Annotated in this window: 18 protein-coding genes and 1 rRNA gene; 13 read left to right on the top strand and 6 right to left on the bottom strand. The window is 55.7% G+C overall.

Going from position 1 to position 18,210, the window contains the following annotated elements:
- The first annotated feature begins 82 nt into the window (after window positions 1-82).
- The 6 genes from rrf (at window position 83) to QZ305_RS00645 (ending at window position 4,707) form a co-directional block, all read left to right on the top strand.
- Window positions 83-189: ribosomal RNA gene (rrf, locus tag QZ305_RS00620) — 5S ribosomal RNA — on the top strand.
- A gap of 189 nt (window positions 190-378) precedes the next feature.
- Window positions 379-957 carry a hypothetical protein gene (locus QZ305_RS00625; RefSeq protein WP_294729560.1) on the top strand — a complete coding sequence of 193 codons (579 nt, stop codon included), beginning with the start codon at window positions 379-381 and terminating at the stop codon, window positions 955-957.
- Window positions 958-1,181: 224 nt separating this feature from the next.
- A complete protein-coding gene (locus QZ305_RS00630) occupies window positions 1,182-1,910 on the top strand; it encodes an HAD family hydrolase (protein WP_294729561.1) in 729 nt (242 codons plus the stop codon).
- A 115-nt stretch (window positions 1,911-2,025) separates the two neighbouring features.
- Window positions 2,026-2,784, top strand: coding sequence for a DeoR/GlpR family DNA-binding transcription regulator (locus tag QZ305_RS00635; RefSeq protein WP_294729562.1), 759 nt, complete (start codon window positions 2,026-2,028; stop codon window positions 2,782-2,784).
- Window positions 2,785-2,849: 65 nt separating this feature from the next.
- Window positions 2,850-3,698, top strand: a complete 849-nt coding sequence (locus tag QZ305_RS00640; protein WP_294729663.1) for a transketolase — start codon at window positions 2,850-2,852, stop codon at window positions 3,696-3,698.
- A 4-nt stretch (window positions 3,699-3,702) separates the two neighbouring features.
- A complete protein-coding gene (locus QZ305_RS00645) occupies window positions 3,703-4,707 on the top strand; it encodes a transketolase family protein (protein WP_294729563.1) in 1,005 nt (334 codons plus the stop codon).
- A gap of 91 nt (window positions 4,708-4,798) precedes the next feature.
- Here QZ305_RS00645 and murQ read toward each other — a convergent pair whose 3' ends face one another.
- The 3 genes from murQ to QZ305_RS00660 form a co-directional block, all read right to left on the bottom strand.
- Window positions 4,799-6,109, bottom strand: a complete 1,311-nt coding sequence (gene murQ / locus QZ305_RS00650; protein WP_294729564.1) for an N-acetylmuramic acid 6-phosphate etherase — start codon at window positions 6,107-6,109, stop codon at window positions 4,799-4,801.
- Between the two features lie 128 nt (window positions 6,110-6,237).
- Window positions 6,238-7,335 (bottom strand): family 20 glycosylhydrolase, encoded by a 1,098-nt coding sequence (locus tag QZ305_RS00655; protein WP_294729565.1) that lies wholly within the window; start codon window positions 7,333-7,335, stop codon window positions 6,238-6,240.
- Window positions 7,328-7,693 carry a hypothetical protein gene (locus tag QZ305_RS00660; protein ID WP_294729566.1) on the bottom strand — a complete coding sequence of 122 codons (366 nt, stop codon included), beginning with the start codon at window positions 7,691-7,693 and terminating at the stop codon, window positions 7,328-7,330. The genes QZ305_RS00655 and QZ305_RS00660 overlap by 8 nt, the downstream gene beginning before the upstream one ends.
- A 214-nt stretch (window positions 7,694-7,907) precedes the next feature.
- Here QZ305_RS00660 and QZ305_RS00665 point away from each other — a divergent pair, with 214 nt between their 5' ends.
- Together QZ305_RS00665 and QZ305_RS00670 are read left to right on the top strand one after the other, a co-directional pair.
- Complete coding sequence (locus QZ305_RS00665) at window positions 7,908-8,198, top strand: metal-sensing transcriptional repressor (RefSeq protein ID WP_294729567.1); 291 nt, start codon at window positions 7,908-7,910, stop codon at window positions 8,196-8,198.
- Between the two features lie 27 nt (window positions 8,199-8,225).
- Window positions 8,226-10,817, top strand: coding sequence for a heavy metal translocating P-type ATPase (locus QZ305_RS00670; RefSeq protein WP_294729568.1), 2,592 nt, complete (start codon window positions 8,226-8,228; stop codon window positions 10,815-10,817).
- A gap of 72 nt (window positions 10,818-10,889) precedes the next feature.
- Here the strand turns inward: QZ305_RS00670 and QZ305_RS00675 are convergent, their stop codons facing one another.
- A complete protein-coding gene (locus tag QZ305_RS00675; RefSeq protein WP_294729569.1) occupies window positions 10,890-11,912 on the bottom strand; it encodes a HipA domain-containing protein in 1,023 nt (340 codons plus the stop codon).
- A gap of 96 nt (window positions 11,913-12,008) precedes the next feature.
- Entirely contained in the window at window positions 12,009-12,677 is a 669-nt protein-coding gene (locus tag QZ305_RS00680) for a hypothetical protein (RefSeq protein ID WP_294729570.1), read from the bottom strand.
- 204 nt (window positions 12,678-12,881) lie between these two features.
- On the opposite strand from QZ305_RS00680, the gene QZ305_RS00685 reads away from it, so the two are divergent.
- The 4 genes from QZ305_RS00685 to QZ305_RS00700 all read left to right on the top strand — a co-directional run bounded on the left by QZ305_RS00685 (window position 12,882) and on the right by QZ305_RS00700 (window position 15,970).
- Entirely contained in the window at window positions 12,882-13,880 is a 999-nt protein-coding gene (locus QZ305_RS00685) for a hypothetical protein (protein ID WP_294729571.1), read from the top strand.
- Window positions 13,881-14,097: 217 nt separating this feature from the next.
- Window positions 14,098-14,484 (top strand): YxeA family protein, encoded by a 387-nt coding sequence (locus tag QZ305_RS00690; protein WP_294729572.1) that lies wholly within the window; start codon window positions 14,098-14,100, stop codon window positions 14,482-14,484.
- 247 nt (window positions 14,485-14,731) lie between these two features.
- Window positions 14,732-15,316 (top strand): TVP38/TMEM64 family protein, encoded by a 585-nt coding sequence (locus tag QZ305_RS00695; protein ID WP_294729573.1) that lies wholly within the window; start codon window positions 14,732-14,734, stop codon window positions 15,314-15,316.
- Between the two features lie 225 nt (window positions 15,317-15,541).
- Complete coding sequence (locus tag QZ305_RS00700; protein WP_294729574.1) at window positions 15,542-15,970, top strand: hypothetical protein; 429 nt, start codon at window positions 15,542-15,544, stop codon at window positions 15,968-15,970.
- Between the two features lie 86 nt (window positions 15,971-16,056).
- On the opposite strand, the gene QZ305_RS00705 is transcribed toward QZ305_RS00700, so the two are convergent.
- Window positions 16,057-17,049, bottom strand: a complete 993-nt coding sequence (locus QZ305_RS00705; protein WP_294729575.1) for a pyruvate kinase — start codon at window positions 17,047-17,049, stop codon at window positions 16,057-16,059.
- A gap of 112 nt (window positions 17,050-17,161) precedes the next feature.
- On the opposite strand from QZ305_RS00705, the gene QZ305_RS00710 reads away from it, so the two are divergent.
- Window positions 17,162-18,178 carry an aromatic acid exporter family protein gene (locus tag QZ305_RS00710; protein ID WP_294729576.1) on the top strand — a complete coding sequence of 339 codons (1,017 nt, stop codon included), beginning with the start codon at window positions 17,162-17,164 and terminating at the stop codon, window positions 18,176-18,178.
- Window positions 18,179-18,210 lie beyond the last annotated feature (32 nt).

An 18,210-nucleotide genomic window follows, 5' to 3' on the forward strand; every position in this document is an offset into this window, starting at 1 on the left:
CAGCTTTGCGGAAGACAGGAAACAGGAAGAGATATCGTGTATGGTTTTCAGAGATTGGTAAAGACACGAATCCAGATACAGAAGTGGTCATCATGGCAGAGAGGAAATACCTGTACTCATCCCGAACACAGAAGTCAAGCTCTCTAACGGTGACGATAGCCGAGAGGCAAAAATAACACATGGCCACTGAGAAAGCCGGTATCCGAAAGGGTATCGGTTTTTTTACTTTCAGAATACAGGCTGACAGCACACATCTAATCTCCAGCCCCGGCCAGGGCTGCAGGCCCCATCGGCATCGTCTCCCGGAAACTTCACCGGGCATAAAGAAAGAATCCCGATCTGCGCTTTTTTATAATGGATTTGAAAAGGCAGGTATGTATGTTAGTCAACGAGAGGGATTACAAAGTTGTCCGGCGGTTGCCGGAGGGAAAAGCAGGGAGTTCCTGGGTTGTGACGGATGGCGAAAGGAACTATGTCCTGAAGGAATTCGACAGTGAGCTGGGGTCTCCGGCTGAACTGACCAGGGCACAGAAACTGGGGTCGCAGCGTCTGCGGGCGGCGGGGATCCGGGTTCCGGCGCTGGTGGATGTGGACTATGCCAGAAACAGAATACTCCGGGAGTATATTGACGGGGAAAATGCCTTTGCGCTGGTGCTGTGCCGGAGTGTGGGGGATGACATTGTGCTGCAGCTGTACGACATGAGTCAGAGAGCGGAATCAGCAGGGTGTAATCTGGATTATTTTCCGACGAATTTCGTTCTCGCAAAGGGACAGCTGTGGTATGTGAACTACGATGCAAATCCGTTCATGGAGGAGTGGAGTCTCGACAACTGGGGGATTCAGTACTGGCGGCAGTCACCGGAGCTGGAGCTGTATCTGCGGGAGTACGGTGCAGAATTTACCGGATATGAAACCGGTCATTCCACGGGGGTTCAGGAAACCCCGGCGGGATGCTAGGATGGAGTCACCAGAACACAGGTTATAACCCGATGAAAAAAGCGGGTGATCCGCAGCGGGGCAGGGCGGCGCGTCACAGAAGACGATAAAAGACAGAGAGAAAAGAGCCGGTTCCCAGGGGATAGAATGGGGCTGCCACAGTCAGCGGAATAACACAAGGGAGGGCACAGCAGTCCTCCCATTTTTTGTATGCGGCCGGATCAGAGTGGCGCGGGGGGATGCAGATGATTCAAATCATATTTCTGGACCTGGATGGAACGCTGATTCCCTGTGGTGCAAAAGAGCCGGCTTTCCGGGATATGGAAGCAGTCAGATATCTTCAGAAGCAGGGGATTCTCGTATTTGCGGTGACAGGGCGTTGCGCTTCGCAGGTACCGGAACTGGGGTTTGACGGAGTAATCAGCTATGACGGGGCCTGCATCCAGGACAAGGGCAAGACGATTGTCCAGGGTGGTTTTCTGGAGGGCCGGGAACTGGAGCAGATTCTGGGGTGTGCCCGGGACCGGGGGCACCGGATAGTGATTTCCGGCGGGTCTGCCGATCCGGTGCAGGAGGTGCTGGAGGGAGAGCCGGTACGGCGTCTGCGGGTGCGTCGGGCGTCGCTTCTGGAAGATGAACGGAGTGCAGAGGCGCTGGAAGAGGCGCTGGCGCACGGCTGTTTTGACAAGGGAATGGTCACTGCGCAGATCCTGAAGATTCTGCAGATTCCGGTTTGCCGGAGCATGGCAGTGGGTGATGGGTTCAATGACATGGGGATGCTGGCCGGGGCCGGGATCTCTGCGGCGATGAAGGATGCCCCGGCGCTGGTGCAGGCCTGTGCGGATTTTACGGCGGATGGCGTTCTGGATGCTTTGCGGCAGGCGGGACTGCTGACGGAATTTGTGCAGTCGGAGGCTATGGCTGGCACCGGGGGCACAGATCCGGTTTCTGTGGCGGGGAAGGCGGATGTCTGATGGTCCGGGGCAAGACCCGGATTTTTCGTCTGTTTTCGCAGATTTTCGGTTTGCGGATTCTGATGCCGAAAATCCTGTACAATGAATGAAACGGAACAGAATGGGAGGAATGGGTATGATGGCGGAAGAACGGCTGAGCCGGATTGTGGAGATGACCAATGCCCGGGGATATGTGTCCACGAAGGATCTGGCGGCGCAGCTGCAGGTGAGCGAGCCGACGATCCGGGCGGACTGCCGGGAGCTGGAGAAACTGGGGCGGATCATCCGGGTGCATGGAGGGGCCAAGAGCCGGCAGACCCGGGGCATTCTCACCCGGTCGCTGGAGAAAGCCATGGATGACCGGCAGAATGTGGATGAACGGGAAAAGGACCGGCTGTGCCGCTATGCCGCGTCGCTGGTGCAGGAAGACGACTGTATTTTCATTGACGGGGGAACGACGTTCGCGACAATCCTGCCGTATCTGAAAGGCAAGCGGGTGCGGATCGTGACGCACAGTCAGATCGTGGTGGATTCCTTCGGGGAGGACAACGGCGAGCTCTTTGTGATCGGGGGAAGCTACAGTCCGCAGTACAAGATGAACCTGGGCCCCATCGCGCTGTCCCAGCTGGAATCCTTCAATTTCCAGTATGCGTTTCTGAGCTGTGCGGGAGTGGATCTGACCCGGCGGAAGGCCTATACGGCGGAGCTGGAGACAGCGGAGGTGAAGAAAAAAGCCATGCAGCTGGCGGAGAAGTCATTTCTATTTGTCAACGGGGCCAAGCAGCGGGTCAAGGGGTTCTGCAGTTTCGCGGATCTGGATGACTTTGACGGCATTGTCACGGACAGTGCGGATCAGGATGTGCCGGAGAATTTCATTGTGCTGGAAGAGAGTTGATCTCTTCCTTTTCTTTTTCTCCGAAAACGAAAAATCACGACAACTATGGTTGCGCAGATTTTCGAATACTGGTATATTCTAGGTGTAAACAGCAGAAAACGAAAAGGAGCATCGAAATTATGAAAACCAGTCTTTTGGAAACACACAGCCGTCTGGCCCGGCGGAACATTGTGGAAATGATTGCCGCTGCGGGATCGGGTCATCCCGGGGGTTCACTGTCCTGCACGGATATTCTGACGTGGCTGTATGACTGCCGCATTGATCTGACAAACCCGGACAGAGACCGGCTGGTTCTTTCCAAAGGACACGCGGCACCGGCGCTGTATGCGCAGCTGGCGGTGCATGAACGGATCACCAGGGAGGAAATGCTGTCTCTGCGGAAACTGGGTTCCCGGCTGCAGGGGCATCCGAACATGGAAGATCTGCCGGATGTGGACATGAGCACCGGTTCGCTGGGACAGGGCCTGTCTGCTGCGGTGGGCATGGCCTGGGGGGACCGGTATCTGGGAAAGAACCGGCGGACCTGGTGTGTCTGTGGTGATGGCGAACTGGAGGAAGGACAGATCTGGGAAGCAGCCATGGCGGCGGGCAAATTCGGTCTGGACAACCTGACGCTGTTTCTGGATCTGAACGGACTGCAGATTGACGGATCTGTCAGAGAGGTTGGCGGTGCCAATGATTACAGAGGCGCGCTGGAGGCCTTTGGCTGGCATACAGCAGAAATCGATGGTCATGATTTTGCGCAGATTGAAGCCGCGGTGCAGGAGGCCGAGGCAGTGCCGGGTCCTTCGGCGATCATCTGCCGGACGGTGAAGGGCAGGGGCGTGTCCTATATGGAGAACGAAGCGGGCTGGCATGGAAAAGCGCCCAATGCAGCGCAGCTGCAGCAGGCACTGGTGGAACTGGAGGCATAAGACAATGAAACAGGCAACAAGAGAAGCATTCGGAGCGACGCTGGCACAGCTGGCGGCGCAGGACAGAAACATCGTGGTGCTGGATGCGGATCTGGCTCCGGCGACGAAAACAGGGGAGACCCGGAAAACCGCACCGCAGCAGTTTCTGCAGGCGGGCATTGCGGAGGCCAACATGACGGGAATCGCGGCAGGTCTGGCGGTATCCGGTCTGAAGCCCTTTGCGTCCAGCTTTGCGATGTTCCTGGCGGGCCGGTCTTATGAGCAGATCCGGAACTCCATTGCCTATCCCCATCTCAATGTCAAACTCTGCGCCACCCATGCGGGGATCACCGTGGGGGAAGATGGGGGAAGCCATCAGTGTCTGGAGGACATCAGTCTGCTGCGGGTGCTTCCGGGGATGATGGTGCTGCAGCCGGCAGATGGCCCGGAGACGGCGGCGATGGTGAAATGGCTTGCTCAGCAGGAGGGCCCGGCCTACCTGCGGCTGTCCCGGGCGGCGGTGGAGCAGGTCTATGAGCGGGAACCGGTATTCGATCCGAAGGCTGTGCCCATGCTCCGTCCAGGGCAGCGGATTGCTTTCGTGGCCAGCGGTGTGATGGTCCGGGAGTGCCTGGAGGCTGCGGACCGGCTGGCAGAGCAGGGAATTGAAGCGGCTGTGTATGACCTGCCGGTGATCAAGCCCCTGAGCACAGACCGGCTGAATGACATCATTGCCGCTTATGACAGGGTGTATGTGGCGGAGGAGCATCTGAAAGCCGGCGGCATCGCTTCCGCGATCCGGGAAGAGGTGCTGGAACCTGGAAAGGTGAAATCCATTGCCATTGAAGACCGGTTCGGTCAGAGCGGATCGGTACAGGATCTGATGGAGGAGTACGGTCTGAGTGCTTCCCGGATTGTCCGCCGGGTTCTGGCGGATGAAGCGGCGGGAGAGGGCAAGACGCCCGCTGCCCGCATCACCATTGCTGTCCCGACTGCTGGCGCACGTGTGCAGACCGGCAGCATCGGCTGAAGATTCACGGAATAAAACCCCGGAGTCGCACGGATATGGTGCAGTCTCCGGGGTTTTTGCATGGTTGCGGGAAAAGCATCAGGGCCGTCAGTCAGAAACCGGCACCGGGTATCTGTTCCAGGCGGCCGCCGGCTTTGTCCAGCAGTGCCAGGGCTTCTTCTTCGGTTGTCTGCAGGCGGTGCATCACGGCGGCGGTTTTCACAGACCGGCCGGGTACCAGCAGCCGGCTGGTTTCTGTGGCGGTACAGCCGGTGATCCGCCGGAGCATGACGGCAGCCCGCTCCTGCAGCTTTTCGTTGTCCGGACGCATATCCACCATTTCATTGCCATAGACACAGCCCAGGCGGGTGAAGGCAATGGTGGACAGCATGTTCAGGACCAGCTTGCAGGCGGTGCCGGCTTTCAGACGGGTGGATCCGGTGACGACTTCCGGGCCGCAGACCAGAGACAGGACCGGTGCCACGGCGGCAAAGGGAGACTCCCTGGTGCAGACAATAGCCGCAGCCTGCGCTTCATGCTCCCTGGCACAGCGCAGGGCACCCATGACATAGGGAGTCCGCCCGCTGGCAGCGATTCCCAGCACAAAATCCCGGTCATCCGGCTGCAGGGCATCCAGGGCTGCAAATCCCGCCTCTTCGGAATCCTCCGCGGTTTCATCGGGAATTCCGAAAGCGGAAAGACCACCTGCCACCAGACCGGTGACCCGTCCGTAGTCCACGCCGAACGTGGGGGGACATTCCACTGCATCCAGAACCCCCAGCCGTCCGGAGGTGCCGGCGCCAGCGTACACCAGGCGGCCGCCCCGGTGAAGACAGTCTGCGATGTCCTCTGCCAGGGCAGCGATCTCCGGTGCTTTGTTTTCCAGAACCTCCAGCACCTTCCGGTCTTCCCGGTTCATGAGCCGCACGGCTTCCAGTGCAGACAGGGACGAGAACCTGGCGGAAGCAGGATTGGGCTGTTCGGTGATCCGGTCCGGTTCATCCTCCAGAGCCAGCCGCATCCAGACGTGGGGAACCCCTTCGTCTTCCAGATCCGGTTCGCTCACAGGGATGCAGCCGTTCTTTTCATAAAAAGGTTCCGCCTGCACCTGGGCATGAAGCAGGATCTGACCCGCCCGCCGGTCTCTGGCCAGATCCGCTGCCCTTTTCAGCAGAGCCGAAGCGATGCCATGGCCCCGGTAACCGGGCAGAACAGCCAGCCGCTGCAGGTGACAGCCGTCTGTTTTCATGAGCAGACGGCAGGTACCGGCTGGCTGATCCTGTACCCGGGCCACCAGATGCAGTGCCCGGCTGTCCTCTGCGTCGAATTCCTGCGTGAAGCCCTGTTCCTGCAGAAACACCTGTTCCCGGATGGTCCGGGCTTCGTCCGGCAGAAAACTGTATTCGCCAATTTGTAATGTCATATCTTTTTCCATATCTCCATGATACCGGTTTTTGCAAAAAAAAGACCGGTTTTCAGCTGCAGACGGGCACAATGCCATCTGCAGCCGGAAACCGGCTGATTTGTTTGTGTCAGGTGCCTGCAACCCTGTCACGTTCCGGCTGCCTGACCGTTTTTCCGTCCCCAGGCTTCCATCCGCGGCAGCATGCCGTTCATGACCTGTGTCTGGGACTGAGAACCGGGGATGTCGCTCCAGATGCAGAAACAGCTGCCGCTGATGCGGGATTCATCCACGGGCCAGCCCAGAAACCATTGCGGTGTCCATTCCCGGTCAATGGCAGCCGCGCATCCCCCGGGATAGGAAAGATCCGGGTCCAGGATGTAATACAGATAGAAATTCATGCAGTTGATGATCTCATGACGTTCCTGGATCTGCCGGGGTGTCAGGGGCCCGAGCATCCAGTACGACACAGTGATTCGGCTGTTCAGGGACAGCACGCTGTCCCGGATCATGTCGGAATACATGCGGGTCTGGTCATATCCCAGGGAGCGGACAAACGCATCCGTGGCATTCATGTACAGCACGAATCCGTCATAGGCCGTGCACTGCAGGTTTCCGGTTTCCTGCTGCGCCAGATTTTCCCAGCTTTCCGCCCGGGACCACTGGGAACGGGCAAAGACTTCATCTCCGCCGATGTCAAACTGATGGCTCCCGGTCCGGGCAAACAGGTCTCCGTATTCCCGCAGCAGGGACCGGACAAAGGCCACGCCTTCCGGATTGGCAATGTCCAGACAGCCCGGGGCGAATCCGGTGCTGATGTCATGACCAGTCTGCTGTCGGTACCGTTCGAGAACATAGCGCATATGACCCGGGGAATCGAAGGAGGGAATCAGCTCGATGCCTTTTTCCTGTGCCGCGGCACCAATCTCCAGCACCTCATCCTGGGTCAGGACTTTTCCCGGGTCCGGATCGGGAACCGAAGGATTCAGGCTCCAGGCATTGTCGGATCCAGCCAGCCAGGGGTACTGCCTGGATTCCAGACGCAGTCCCATGTCATCGGAAAAATGCAGGACAAGTTCATTGGCCCCGCAGTCCTCCATGTGATCCAGCAGATCCAGGATCCACGCCTTCGAATAATACTTCCGCCCGCAGTCCAGCAGCACCGACCGGTGCGCTGAGGGAACCGGAGTCTGTGGAAACAGCAGGGAAGCGATGAACAGGGTAATGGCTGCGAAGAGTTTACCCACGGTGCTTTTTCAGGGAAACCGCAATCAGCAGACCCAGCAGCACGGATCCCGCCAGGTCCACCCAGAACAGAGCCCAGGTGCCGCTGACGGAAAACGCTACCAGAATGTTGAACGCCAGGGCAATGGTGAAAGCGGTCTGGATCATGAGCAGCCGGACATCTTTGGTGTATTTCCGGCTCTGGAAAGGCGTGGCAAACGCCTGCAGCCCTTCCTGTTTCGCATACAGGGAAATGATGCTCTCCAGCACAATGATGACCAGGGCAATGATCAGACACCAGAGCCAGCCCGAGGGACGGATCCAGAAGGCGGACCCGGCAAGCAGCGCCTGCCACAGAAGAAGATACCAGTAGGCATTCATACAATCACTCTCATTTCAATCTCAGTTTTATTTTACCGCCGCTCCGGGCGCAAACCCTGCCAGGTGACTGCAGCTCATGCCGATGGTGGCCAGGCGGTATCCGATGGCGGGCACCAGGCAGGAACCTCCGGGAGAGCCGGCGCATACTTGTATGGAAGAAAACCGGACAATTCTCCCGCTTGTCATATACCCCCCGGGGGTATATACTCAAGCCATGGAACAGGAAAAGAAACGGCTCATCGACCGGGATCCCGCCGAAAAGCAGGCACTGATCCGGCGGCTGCACCGCATCATCGGACAGCTGGAAGGCATTGAACGCATGATTGAGGAAGACCGCTGGTGCGGTGAAATTCTGAATCAGACAGCCGCGGCGCAGAAAGCCCTGCAGTCTGTGGGATATCAGCTGCTGGACAGTCACATGCGCAGCTGCGTGGCGCTGCGGATCCGGGAGGGCGATGAAGAGGTGCTGGAGGAAGTATCCTCCCTGGTCCGCAAACTCAAATAAAGCCGGACAGACAATGGAGGCAGATACATGAAAGAACAGTTTGATGTCACGGGCATGACCTGTGCAGCCTGCGAAGCCAATGTCACCAAAGCGGTGGCCAGGCTGGCAGGGGTGCAGGATGTGAACGTGAGTCTTCTCAACAACACCATGATGGTGACCTTTGATCCGGAAGCCACGGATACCAAAGCGATCATGGAAGCGGTGGACCGCATCGGCTACGGGGCCACGCCGAAACAGGCAGCCCAGGCGGAGGCCGCCTCCGGCAGCACCGGGCCTTCCATTCAGCAGGAATGGGACGCCAGACAGGCAAAGCTGGAAAACGAACAGGCGGGCATGAAACGGGACATGTGGTGGTCTGTCATCCTGCTGGTGCCCCTGATGCTGGTCTCCATGGGACCCATGATCGGTCTGTCGGTTCTCGCCGGACATGACTGGGGCATGGTATCCGCCATTGTGCAGCTGGTGCTGACCACTTACATTCTTTTCTTCCAGCGGCACTTCTTCACCCACGGCCTGAAAGCCCTGGTGCGGAAGGCCCCGAACATGGACAGCCTGGTGGCCATAGGCGCCGGTGCGGCGTATGTATACGGGCTCTGGAACATGTGCGTCATGGGACATGCCCTGTCGGTCATGGACATGGAACTGGCCCATCAGATGCAGCACAGTCTGTACTTCGAGAGTGCTGCCACCATCGTCACCCTGGTGTCCATTGGCAAGTATCTGGAAGCCCGGAGCAAGGCGAAAACCGGGGATGCCCTGGGCAAGCTGGTGGATCTGGCACCGAAAACCGCCACACTGTGGCGGGATGGTCAGGAAGTGGAAGTCAACGCTTCGGACATTCTGGCCGGTGACATCGTGGTGATGAAACCCGGACAGTCCGTGCCGGTGGATGGCATCATCACTCAGGGGGAAGGCACCCTGGATCAGGCGGCAATCACCGGTGAATCCGTGCCGGTGGAGAAAACCGTGGGCGAGACCGTCATGACGGCGACCATCAACACCAATGGAACCTTCCGGTTCCGGGCGACGAAAGTCGGCAATGACACCACGCTGGCTCAGATCATCCGGCTGGTGGATGAAGCCGGCAGCACCAAGGCCCCCATTGCCCGGCTGGCGGACAAAGTCGCCGGTGTGTTCGTGCCGGTGGTCATTGTCATTGCCCTGATTACTCTGGCTGTCTGGCTCATAGCCGGAAAGGATTTCGCCTTCGCCCTGTCGGCCGCGATCAGCGTGCTGGTCATCTCCTGCCCCTGCGCCCTGGGGCTGGCCACGCCGGTTGCAATCATGGTGGGCACCGGGAAAGCTGCGGAATACGGCATTCTGGTGAAATCCGCCGAGGCGCTGGAAACGCTGCACACGGTGAACACCATAGTGCTGGACAAAACCGGCACCATCACCTCCGGCAAACCCAGTGTGCAGGACATTGTGCTGCTGGATCCGGCTCTGTCAGCAGATGAATTTCTCGCCCTGGCAGCTTCCATTGAATCCGGCAGCGAGCATCCCCTGGCCAAAGCCGTCACAGCCCTGGCAAAGGACAAAGGGCTGGAAATCCGGACACCGGACTCCTTTGCGGCCACCGGCGGCAGAGGCATTCAGGCGGTGCTGAACAAAGACCGGTGGATTGCGGGCAACGCCGCGTTCATGGGGGAAGAGCACATTGTATTATCCAGTCAGGCAGTCGCTGCTGTGGAGCGGCTGGCATCTTCCGGACAGACCCCGCTGATTTTCGCCCGGAACCGCCGTGTGGCAGGGATTCTGGGTGTCGCGGATACGATCCGGGAATCCAGCCGCCAGGCCATCCGGGAATTCCGGCAGAAGGGCATCCGGGTGGTCATGCTGACCGGGGACAATGAACGGACGGCAAAAGCCATCGCAAAGGACCTGGATCTGGATGATGTAATTGCAGATGTGCTGCCCACGGGCAAGGAAGCTGTGGTTCGTCAGCTGCAGGAAGAAGGCCGCAGGGTGGCCATGGTGGGAGATGGCATCAACGATGCCCCGGCTCTGGCCAGAGCGGATGTGGGCATTGCGATCGGTGCCGGTACGGATATTGCCATTGACAGTGCCGATGTAGTGCTGATGAAGGATGACCTGATGGATGTGAACACCGCCATTGATCTGTCTGCGGCGGTGATCCGGAACATCAAGGCGGATCTGTTCTGGGCGTTCTTCTACAACATCCTGGGCATTCCTGTGGCGGCGGGTGTCTTCTACCCGATGTTCGGACTGCTGCTGAATCCGATGATCGGATCGGCGGCCATGTCCCTGAGTTCTGTCTGCGTGGTAACCAACGCCCTGACGCTGCGGTTCTTCAAGGCGAAGCAGGTGCAGATCAGTCAAACGCAGACAGAAACGCAAAAAGAACCGGAGATTCAGATCATCCGGGAAGAAACAAAGGAGGAACCAATGATGACAAAAACCATGAAGATTGAAGGCATGTCCTGCATGCACTGCGCAGGCCGGGTGGAAAGCGCTCTGAAGGCTGTGCCCGGTGTGGCGGATGCGAAGGTGAACCTGGAGAAGAAGGAAGCGGTGATCACGCTGTCCGAAAACGTCCCCGCCAGCAGGCTGATGGGTGCCGTGGAAGAAGCCGGATACGAGCCGGTTTCCCTGAGCTGAATACAGAAAGAACAAGGAAAAACCTGGCTGTTCATGGTGAGCAGCCAGGGCTTTTGCGTGGGGAAGGGGGATTCAGGCCTCAGAGAGCGGATGATACCCTCTTTTCCGCATCCGGGCGTTGCTGGCGCTTTTGATCCGGCTGATGAGCCGCTTCTGCTCATGATCCGACAACGCCGGATGCGAGGCTTTGACCCAGGCTTTCAGCAGCACCTGATTGTAACGGATCTTGATGGATTCCATCATGGCTGTTTTCCGGATTTCGGACATGAAGGGTGTATCCTGGAGAATCTGATAAATTCCGGCCAGATCAATGCGGGGGAATACCTCGAGGATGGCCTGCTCCAGCTCCGGATTCGGTGATTCCAGCACATCCCGGAAGGATAACCGGCGGCGGTTGTCTTCGGTGCCGAATGGTGTATACAGATTCAGACTTTTGCCTGTAAAATCGCCTGTCCCGATTTCCTCCTGCAGCTGTTCGTCACTGGTCACAGCCAGGAGCGATGATCCGCAGTCGTAGACCGGTGAAGGATATCTGCTGCCGTTCCGATCAATGACCATGCCCCAGTTTTCCAGATGGCGGTCACAGTTGCCAATGAGATAGTCCAGTACGAACATCTTCCAGAAATGATGAATGGCCGCCTTTTCCAAATCGGGATTTTCCAGTTCCCGAATGATTTCACAGATCTCCTGAATGGTCAGCCGCCCTGTTTTCCTGGCGGGTTTCCAGGGATCGCTGGTGTGAATGAATTTCATCGGATACAGTTCCAGACCATCGTTTCGGAAATCCCGGCAGGCAACGGCGATCAATTCTGTTCCATGGGACACACATGTGCCCAGATAGGTTTTCTGAGCAGGAATGCCGATGGACTCGCAGATGTGGCAGCCTGCATATTCGGAAAACTGATTGTAAATGTGGGACAAAGAACTGCGGCGTTCTCTGACAGGATCCGGGTACTTCAGCATATATACGACACCATCCAGAATCAGTCGGCGTTTCCGCTCCGATCCGCTGTAGTTGCCCCAGACATTGCGGCCGGACGAAAAATCGAGTGTGTCGCCGGTTGTGCCAGAGATTGTCGAAAAGTCACTGTGCATGGTATTCACCTCCCTGCGGGTTTGGGCCTGATCTGTCTTTAATGAAAATCATACACAATCACAAACCTATTAGACAGAGAGGAATATACCGGTAATTTAGCTATATAACTTGGTTGTTTCCTGTAGTTCCAGAAGTTTATCGCCAACATTGTTAGAGATTCCGTCCAGCCTGTTTTGTTCCATATCCAATAGCTCATCTATAACTGGATTGATTTTGGATATGATTTCATCTACATCATCCAATATTTGATCACACCGTTTTTGGCAATCCATGGAAGGTTCAGTGGTAATCCCATAGGCATCAAAAGCATGTCGCAGCGTACGCATTTTTAAAATAGCGACTTCGCAAGCTTGGTCGACAGCTTCCCCATAGCGAGATTTTGTCACTTCTGAGTTCCCAAAAGTCTTGTCGAGGAAAACATGGAAGTCTGCTTTCTTCTTTAGGATGGTTGCTTTTTTGGATTTCATCTCACTTATTTTTTGTTCGTAGTAAGGGTGCTTAGGGGGATTAGATTCAGCTTGTTTTAGTGGTTGCTTTTCTATCTGTTGTTTAGATGGTTCGGGTATAGGAGATTGGCTGGAGCCTGTGGTGCTGGAAGGAGATGAAGTGGTGGTGTGGCTGCATGACATAATGATTATGACTACAATAACAATTCCGATTATCATCAGAATCACCCACCAATATTTTAGGAGAACGGCAATAATGCATAAAAGAATGAGGCCACCAAGGAAACTTCCTCCCCCATCACTTGTTTTTCGACTCATAAATTTCTGTCCAACTTTCTTTTTGCATCGTAACATGATGGAAAAAATATGAACATAAAATATCTGAGAATATATGGGCAAGTATCTCAGATGAAAAGTTATTGGATCATAAGTAAGCGCTTATAATTTTTTTGTTTTCTTTGACTATTCTGCTGACGAAACTTCGTTGCTGAACTAAAATGAAGCAGAAGGGAAGTTGAAAAGATGAAGAAAGTGAAGCCAGCTATTTTTTTTATGCCACTTATTATTTGTGGATGTAGTTCTCCAAAGGACATAGAGTTATCTAAAGAACCAATTCAGGTTGAGTTTGGTGAATCCGTTGAAGATAGTATTCAGAGTGCGATTGACAGTCCGGATAAACTACCGGATGATTTGAAAATATCTATTGACGGAAATGTAAATCCGACTTCTCTACCATTGGGCGAATATTCTGTAACCATTGGCGGAAGTGGATTAACAGAAAAAGAGGCTACTTTAATCGTCCAGGATACGAAAGCCCCTGAGATTTCCTTAATCAAAGAAGATATACCTGTAAATTATTCTGGTGGAGTAGATACACTGATCAACGTTAATGATTTGGATAGTGATATTAAAATTGAGTCGGATTGGGATGATAAAAAGATTTCGAGTCCCGGATCAATTGCATTTAATGTAAAAGCAACTGACAGTTCAGGAAATGAAACAAGCCAATCTTACACAGTAACTGTTCACGATTATGAAACCGAGAAAAAAGCGGCTGCAGAAGCTGAACAAAAAAGAATAGAGGAAGAGAAGAAAAAGCAGGAAGAAGAGGAGAGAAAAAAGGCGGAAGAAGAGAAGAAGAAATACGAAGGTGAATTTGATGGCGTTACATCGTCAAAGCTCAATGAAACAAAAGATGGAACATATGGATCATATTATGAGCTGGAAATTTTTATGGATGATGATTACGCCTATTCAGCTGTTGGCTCTCCAAAGAAATCAATTCAAGAGTTATACGACTTTTACGATAAAAAATATAATCTGAGCCAGTATTCTGAACAGAGTGATTCCAATGGGACGCAACCATATATCTCCATGATGACAGGATATTATCCAAATGGTATGACTGCCTTTATATATTGGTTTGGTCATACAGAGGATACCGGCCTTTCCTCACATTCAATTACATTGTTTGCTGATGAAGGCCAGTTAACTGAGCGAATTCCATACTCTGTCCGCTAGGCTGTTGTGCCTAACAAATTGATTCGGAAGGGAAATGGAAAAACCAATAACATTGATTATTTAGCTTTCTGAATCTGTTATTTAGCCGATAGTTACCTTTGACATGCTTTCGGCTCTTTCTGTTTTTCCCATCTTTTCCTTTCAACATTGTCATCCACCTGTAAGCCCGCAGGCAGTCCATACATGAAACAATGGAACCGGACAAGGAGGCAAGGCAATGAACCACATTCATACAACCCGTTTCTGCTCCCGGGCCGTCGCAAAAGTCTGCACAGCCGCAGCGCTGCTGACAGGCGTCATGACCATGACCGGCTGCATGGTGGCCAGCGATACCTGGTATGCCAGAGTCGAAGAAGGAGACCGGAGCGATCATGATACCGGCAGCATGCCTTTTGACTTTTCCGGTGCCGGCGGCATGGACAACAGCTACACCCTGACCGCCCGGAATGATGAAGAGGATGAGGCGGAGCTGACCTTCGGCAGCGATGATCCGATACCGGACGGCACCTGGCTGCAGATCGAAACACAGATGCTACGGGGTGTCACCAGCTGGAAAACGGTGCAGGAAGCAGATGTGCCGGAAAAAGCCAGAGAGGACAAGTGACATGGGGGACTGCACGGCCCGGGCATCCGGCAAGCCATGGACTGGACTTCATGACATAATCCTGTGTATTGCAGAAAGAAGGTTCGTGGGGAAGCCTTCTTTTTTATCCGGTGCATGCTCTGTCAGAACCGCCGCAGGCGGTTCCATCGGCAGGGAAAAGAGGTTTGGAATTTGCTAAGGAAATGTTCAGAAACAGATGCCGGGTGTGTTAAGCATTGCCCGGTAACATAGGGGACAGGTGATGAATATGACAGCAAGAAAAGGCATAGAGATCAGTACATGGATAGGAACCGGCGCACTGCTTCTGCTGCTGGCGTGGTTCGCGTCCCGGGGCTATCTGACAAATCCCGAGGCACTGCAGGCGCTGCTGAAACAGGCAGGCTGGGCGGGTCCGCTGCTGTTCATGATCCTGCAGGTGATGCAGGTGGTGATTCCGGTGATTCCCGGCGGTGTGTCCAGTGCGATTGGTGTGCTGGCGTTCGGGCCGTTCTGGGGGTTTGTGTACAACTATATCGGCCTGGTGGCGGGGAGTATCCTGGCGTTCTGGCTGGTGCGGCGGTACGGGCAGCCGTTTCTGAAGAAGATCACGGCACCGGAGACCTATGACAAATACATTGGCTGGCTGGATAAAGGGAAGAAATTCGACTGGTTTTTCGCTGCGGCGATTTTCCTCCCCTGTGCCCCGGATGACATTCTGTGCATGATCGCGGGTCTGACGAAGATGAGCTATGCGAAGTTTGTCACGATCATCGTGCTGGGCAAGCCGCTGGCACTGATTGCCTATTCCATGGGACTGACGTCGATTCTGCAGTGGGTGGGAACGCTGCTGTAGCCGCTGTTTCTGTCTGGACTGCCTTCTTCTGTTCTGCATTGTGAAAGTTCAAAGAACCGCCGGTTTTCCAGGGGAAAGGGAAGCCGGCGGTTCTGTGCTGTCCGGCGTTTGTGTTCCAAGGCGGGAATGAAGAGTGTAGGAGGTGAAGCTGTCCTGAAAGGACTGAGGATGTTACAATGATGATAAAGGATCTGCGGAAAGATGCGGAGGGAAAGGATGAGGGTGATGAGCGGGGAACTGAACAAGGAAGAAGCCCGGGAGCAGGTGACGGAAGGAAGGGAAGCCGGTGCGGCGGCGGGCATGGCAGCTGAAAAGAGCCCGGAACTGCCGGTGTGCGAACAGCCGGGGATTCCGGGAAGGAGCCGCAGGAGGCACAAAGACCGGAAGCGGCTGTATGCCTCTTTGCTGTCCTGCATCCTGTGGGTATCTGTGCTGGATTTTCTGGTGAAGATCCTGACGGGATTTGTGACGACAATGGCGTACTGGACGGGTACGGCCATCAGCGGTCTGGCTGTCTGGAGTCTGCTGCTGACGCTGTGGAATGTGGTGGTCCAGTCCATGACGCCGCTGTATGTTGCCTTTGCAGCGCTGGCGGCGGACCGGCTTATCCGGGTGCTGAGCAGATCGGTGGAGGAGAAGGAAGAGACAGAATGAGGCTGGTTTCCGGGGTTTCCGGAGACAGACAGAAACCCGGGATCCGGCTGACAGGCGGTCAGCGCAGATCCCGGGTTGTTTCTGTTTTATAAACGGTGATGCTGCCGGTATTCTTCAGCCTGGCGGGCCAGAGCGCAGAGGGTTTCCATGGCTTTCACAGGCCAGCGCCCGGCAGCGGTTTCGTTGGTGAGCATCAGCGACCAGGCACCTTCCAGGGCTGCCCGGAACACATCGTTGGCTTCAGCCCGGGTGCAGACCGGGGATTCGGTCATGGAAGCCAGGAGCTGGGTGACCACCATGTAGGGTTTTCCGGCTTTCCGGCAGCGGGTTTCCAGATCCAGCTGCGCGGCAGGCAGTCTGATCAGACCCAGGTTCTGGCCCAGATCCCCGCGGGCAATGACAATCACATCCGCCAGCGGCATGATTTCTTCCAGGTTCCGGCACCCCTGTTCGTTTTCGATTTTCGCATAGAGTTTCAGGTTCAGCTTCCGTTTTTCCAGCTCCTGCCGGACAGCCCTCAGGTCCTGACCGGACTGCACAAAGGGGACCATCAGCGCAGTGACGCCGCAGGCGGCTGCAGCATCCAGATTGTCCATATCTTCGGGGCACAGGGGACTGTCCTGCTGATCCAGATTCTCCAGAGACAGGCTTTTCCGGCTTTCCAGCAGACCGCCCTGGAGGACTTCACAGGTCCAGCCGCTTCCGGGAAGCAGGGTACGGGCTTGCAGAATGATTGCCCCGTCATCCAGGAGAATGCGCATGCCGGGTTTGATCCGTCTGGTGATACGCCAATCCAGGGGAATGGCGGTTCCCAGGACAACTGTGCTGCCGGTTTCCAGTGTCATGGCCGGCATATCGCCAGTCCGCAGTTCCCGGCCTTTCAGGTCAATGAGCAGGTCCACCGGTCTGCCCGCGGCTGTCTGTGCCTGATGCAGAGAGTCAATCCAGTCCGCACGCTCTTTCAGTGAACCGTGGGAGAGATTCAGCCGGATGCCGGTCATGCCGGTTTCAATCATGGCCTGCAGTGTCCGGGTATCGTGACAGGCGGGACCCAGGGTTCCGAACAGTTCGAGTTTCATGTCAGGTTCCTTTCTGTTTGTTTGAATCAGTCTGAGCGTAGAACAGAAAGCCGGCGCAGGCAACCGGATCAGCAGAAAACAGCTTTGACCGCCATGCAGGTAGAATGAAGTCATGACACTGACACATCACACCAGACGGGTGCTGCTGGATATGGTCCGGCTGGGAGCCGGGGTGATTCTGGCAGTGGGCATTGCCCGGGCACTGAATCTCTCCAACAGCTACTCCGCGGGAACCATTACGCTGATCACCCTGCTCACCAGCAAGAAGGAATCCCTGCGCCAGAGTCTGTGGCGCCTCATCACGTTTTTCATCACCGCAGCGATCACAGCCCTTGCCAGACTGGTGATTCCCTGGCCGGTGGTCTGTTTCGGGCTTTCGGTGATGCTGTTGTACGGGATCTGCGAAAAGCTGAACATTCTTCCGGTGCTGGCGGTCAACGGGGTCATCTGTTCTCATCTGGTGACCATGCCGCATTTCTCCCCCGGGTTTGTGCTGGACGAATTTCTGATGGTGCTGACGGGCGTCATCATCGCGCTGCTGTGCGGGCAGATGTATTCCGGGAAGAATGCCCGGGGGCAGCTGCGGCGCCGGATGAAGCGGGATGACGGGATCTTGGCAACATGGCTGTATGAGCTGGCGAATGCTCTGGAACTGGGAACCGGCGGTCTGCCGGCTTTGACGGACTATGAAAAGCAGCTGCAGGAAGACCGCGCCCTGGCAGCGGATTATCTGGAGAATTCCTATGCCTCCCATGCGGATTATTTTGCGGAATACTTTGACATGCGCATCAAGCAGGTGGAAGTGCTGAAAAATCTGGAATGGGAACTGGCCAGCTATCAGGTTCCCCCGGCCCAGACCCGGACCATCGCCGGGTTCATCCGCTATCTGGCGGGGTATGTGCAGGAAACCAATGAACCGAAGGCCCAGGAGGACAGGCTGAAGGATCTGCTGGGGCATCTGCGTCACGAACAGCTGCCGGCGACCAGACAGGAATTTGAGCACCGGGCCATTCTCTACCATATTCTGATGACGATCCGGGAGTTCATCGATCTCAAGCGGCAGTTTGTGGAGGGGCTTTCCAGCCGGCAGCGGGAAGAATACTGGAAGCAGCAGGACCAGCGTCACTAGCTGCATCAGCGGATACGAAAAAAGCCTGCGGC

This window comes from uncultured Faecalibaculum sp. (assembly GCF_910588395.1).
Taxonomy (GTDB): Bacteria; Bacillota_I; Bacilli_A; order Erysipelotrichales; family Erysipelotrichaceae; genus Faecalibaculum.

Excerpts from the sequence above, each read along its gene's own strand:
- QZ305_RS00680 (WP_294729570.1), bottom strand. The coding sequence starts at position 12,677 with ATGAGTCGAAAAACAAGTGATGGGGGAGGAAGTTTCCTTGGTGGCCTC.
- QZ305_RS00690 (WP_294729572.1), top strand. The coding sequence starts at position 14,098 with ATGAACCACATTCATACAACCCGTTTCTGCTCCCGGGCCGTCGCAAAA.
- QZ305_RS00705 (WP_294729575.1), bottom strand. The coding sequence starts at position 17,049 with ATGAAACTCGAACTGTTCGGAACCCTGGGTCCCGCCTGTCACGATACC.
- QZ305_RS00660 (WP_294729566.1), bottom strand. The coding sequence starts at position 7,693 with ATGAATGCCTACTGGTATCTTCTTCTGTGGCAGGCGCTGCTTGCCGGG.
- QZ305_RS00630 (WP_294729561.1), top strand. The coding sequence starts at position 1,182 with ATGATTCAAATCATATTTCTGGACCTGGATGGAACGCTGATTCCCTGT.
- QZ305_RS00675 (WP_294729569.1), bottom strand. The coding sequence starts at position 11,912 with ATGCACAGTGACTTTTCGACAATCTCTGGCACAACCGGCGACACACTC.
- QZ305_RS00710 (WP_294729576.1), top strand. The coding sequence starts at position 17,162 with ATGACACTGACACATCACACCAGACGGGTGCTGCTGGATATGGTCCGG.
- QZ305_RS00700 (WP_294729574.1), top strand. The coding sequence starts at position 15,542 with ATGAGCGGGGAACTGAACAAGGAAGAAGCCCGGGAGCAGGTGACGGAA.
- QZ305_RS00670 (WP_294729568.1), top strand. The coding sequence starts at position 8,226 with ATGAAAGAACAGTTTGATGTCACGGGCATGACCTGTGCAGCCTGCGAA.
- QZ305_RS00685 (WP_294729571.1), top strand. The coding sequence starts at position 12,882 with ATGAAGAAAGTGAAGCCAGCTATTTTTTTTATGCCACTTATTATTTGT.
- QZ305_RS00665 (WP_294729567.1), top strand. The coding sequence starts at position 7,908 with ATGGAACAGGAAAAGAAACGGCTCATCGACCGGGATCCCGCCGAAAAG.
- QZ305_RS00625 (WP_294729560.1), top strand. The coding sequence starts at position 379 with ATGTTAGTCAACGAGAGGGATTACAAAGTTGTCCGGCGGTTGCCGGAG.
- QZ305_RS00645 (WP_294729563.1), top strand. The coding sequence starts at position 3,703 with ATGAAACAGGCAACAAGAGAAGCATTCGGAGCGACGCTGGCACAGCTG.
- QZ305_RS00695 (WP_294729573.1), top strand. The coding sequence starts at position 14,732 with ATGACAGCAAGAAAAGGCATAGAGATCAGTACATGGATAGGAACCGGC.
- QZ305_RS00635 (WP_294729562.1), top strand. The coding sequence starts at position 2,026 with ATGATGGCGGAAGAACGGCTGAGCCGGATTGTGGAGATGACCAATGCC.
- murQ (WP_294729564.1), bottom strand. The coding sequence starts at position 6,109 with ATGACATTACAAATTGGCGAATACAGTTTTCTGCCGGACGAAGCCCGG.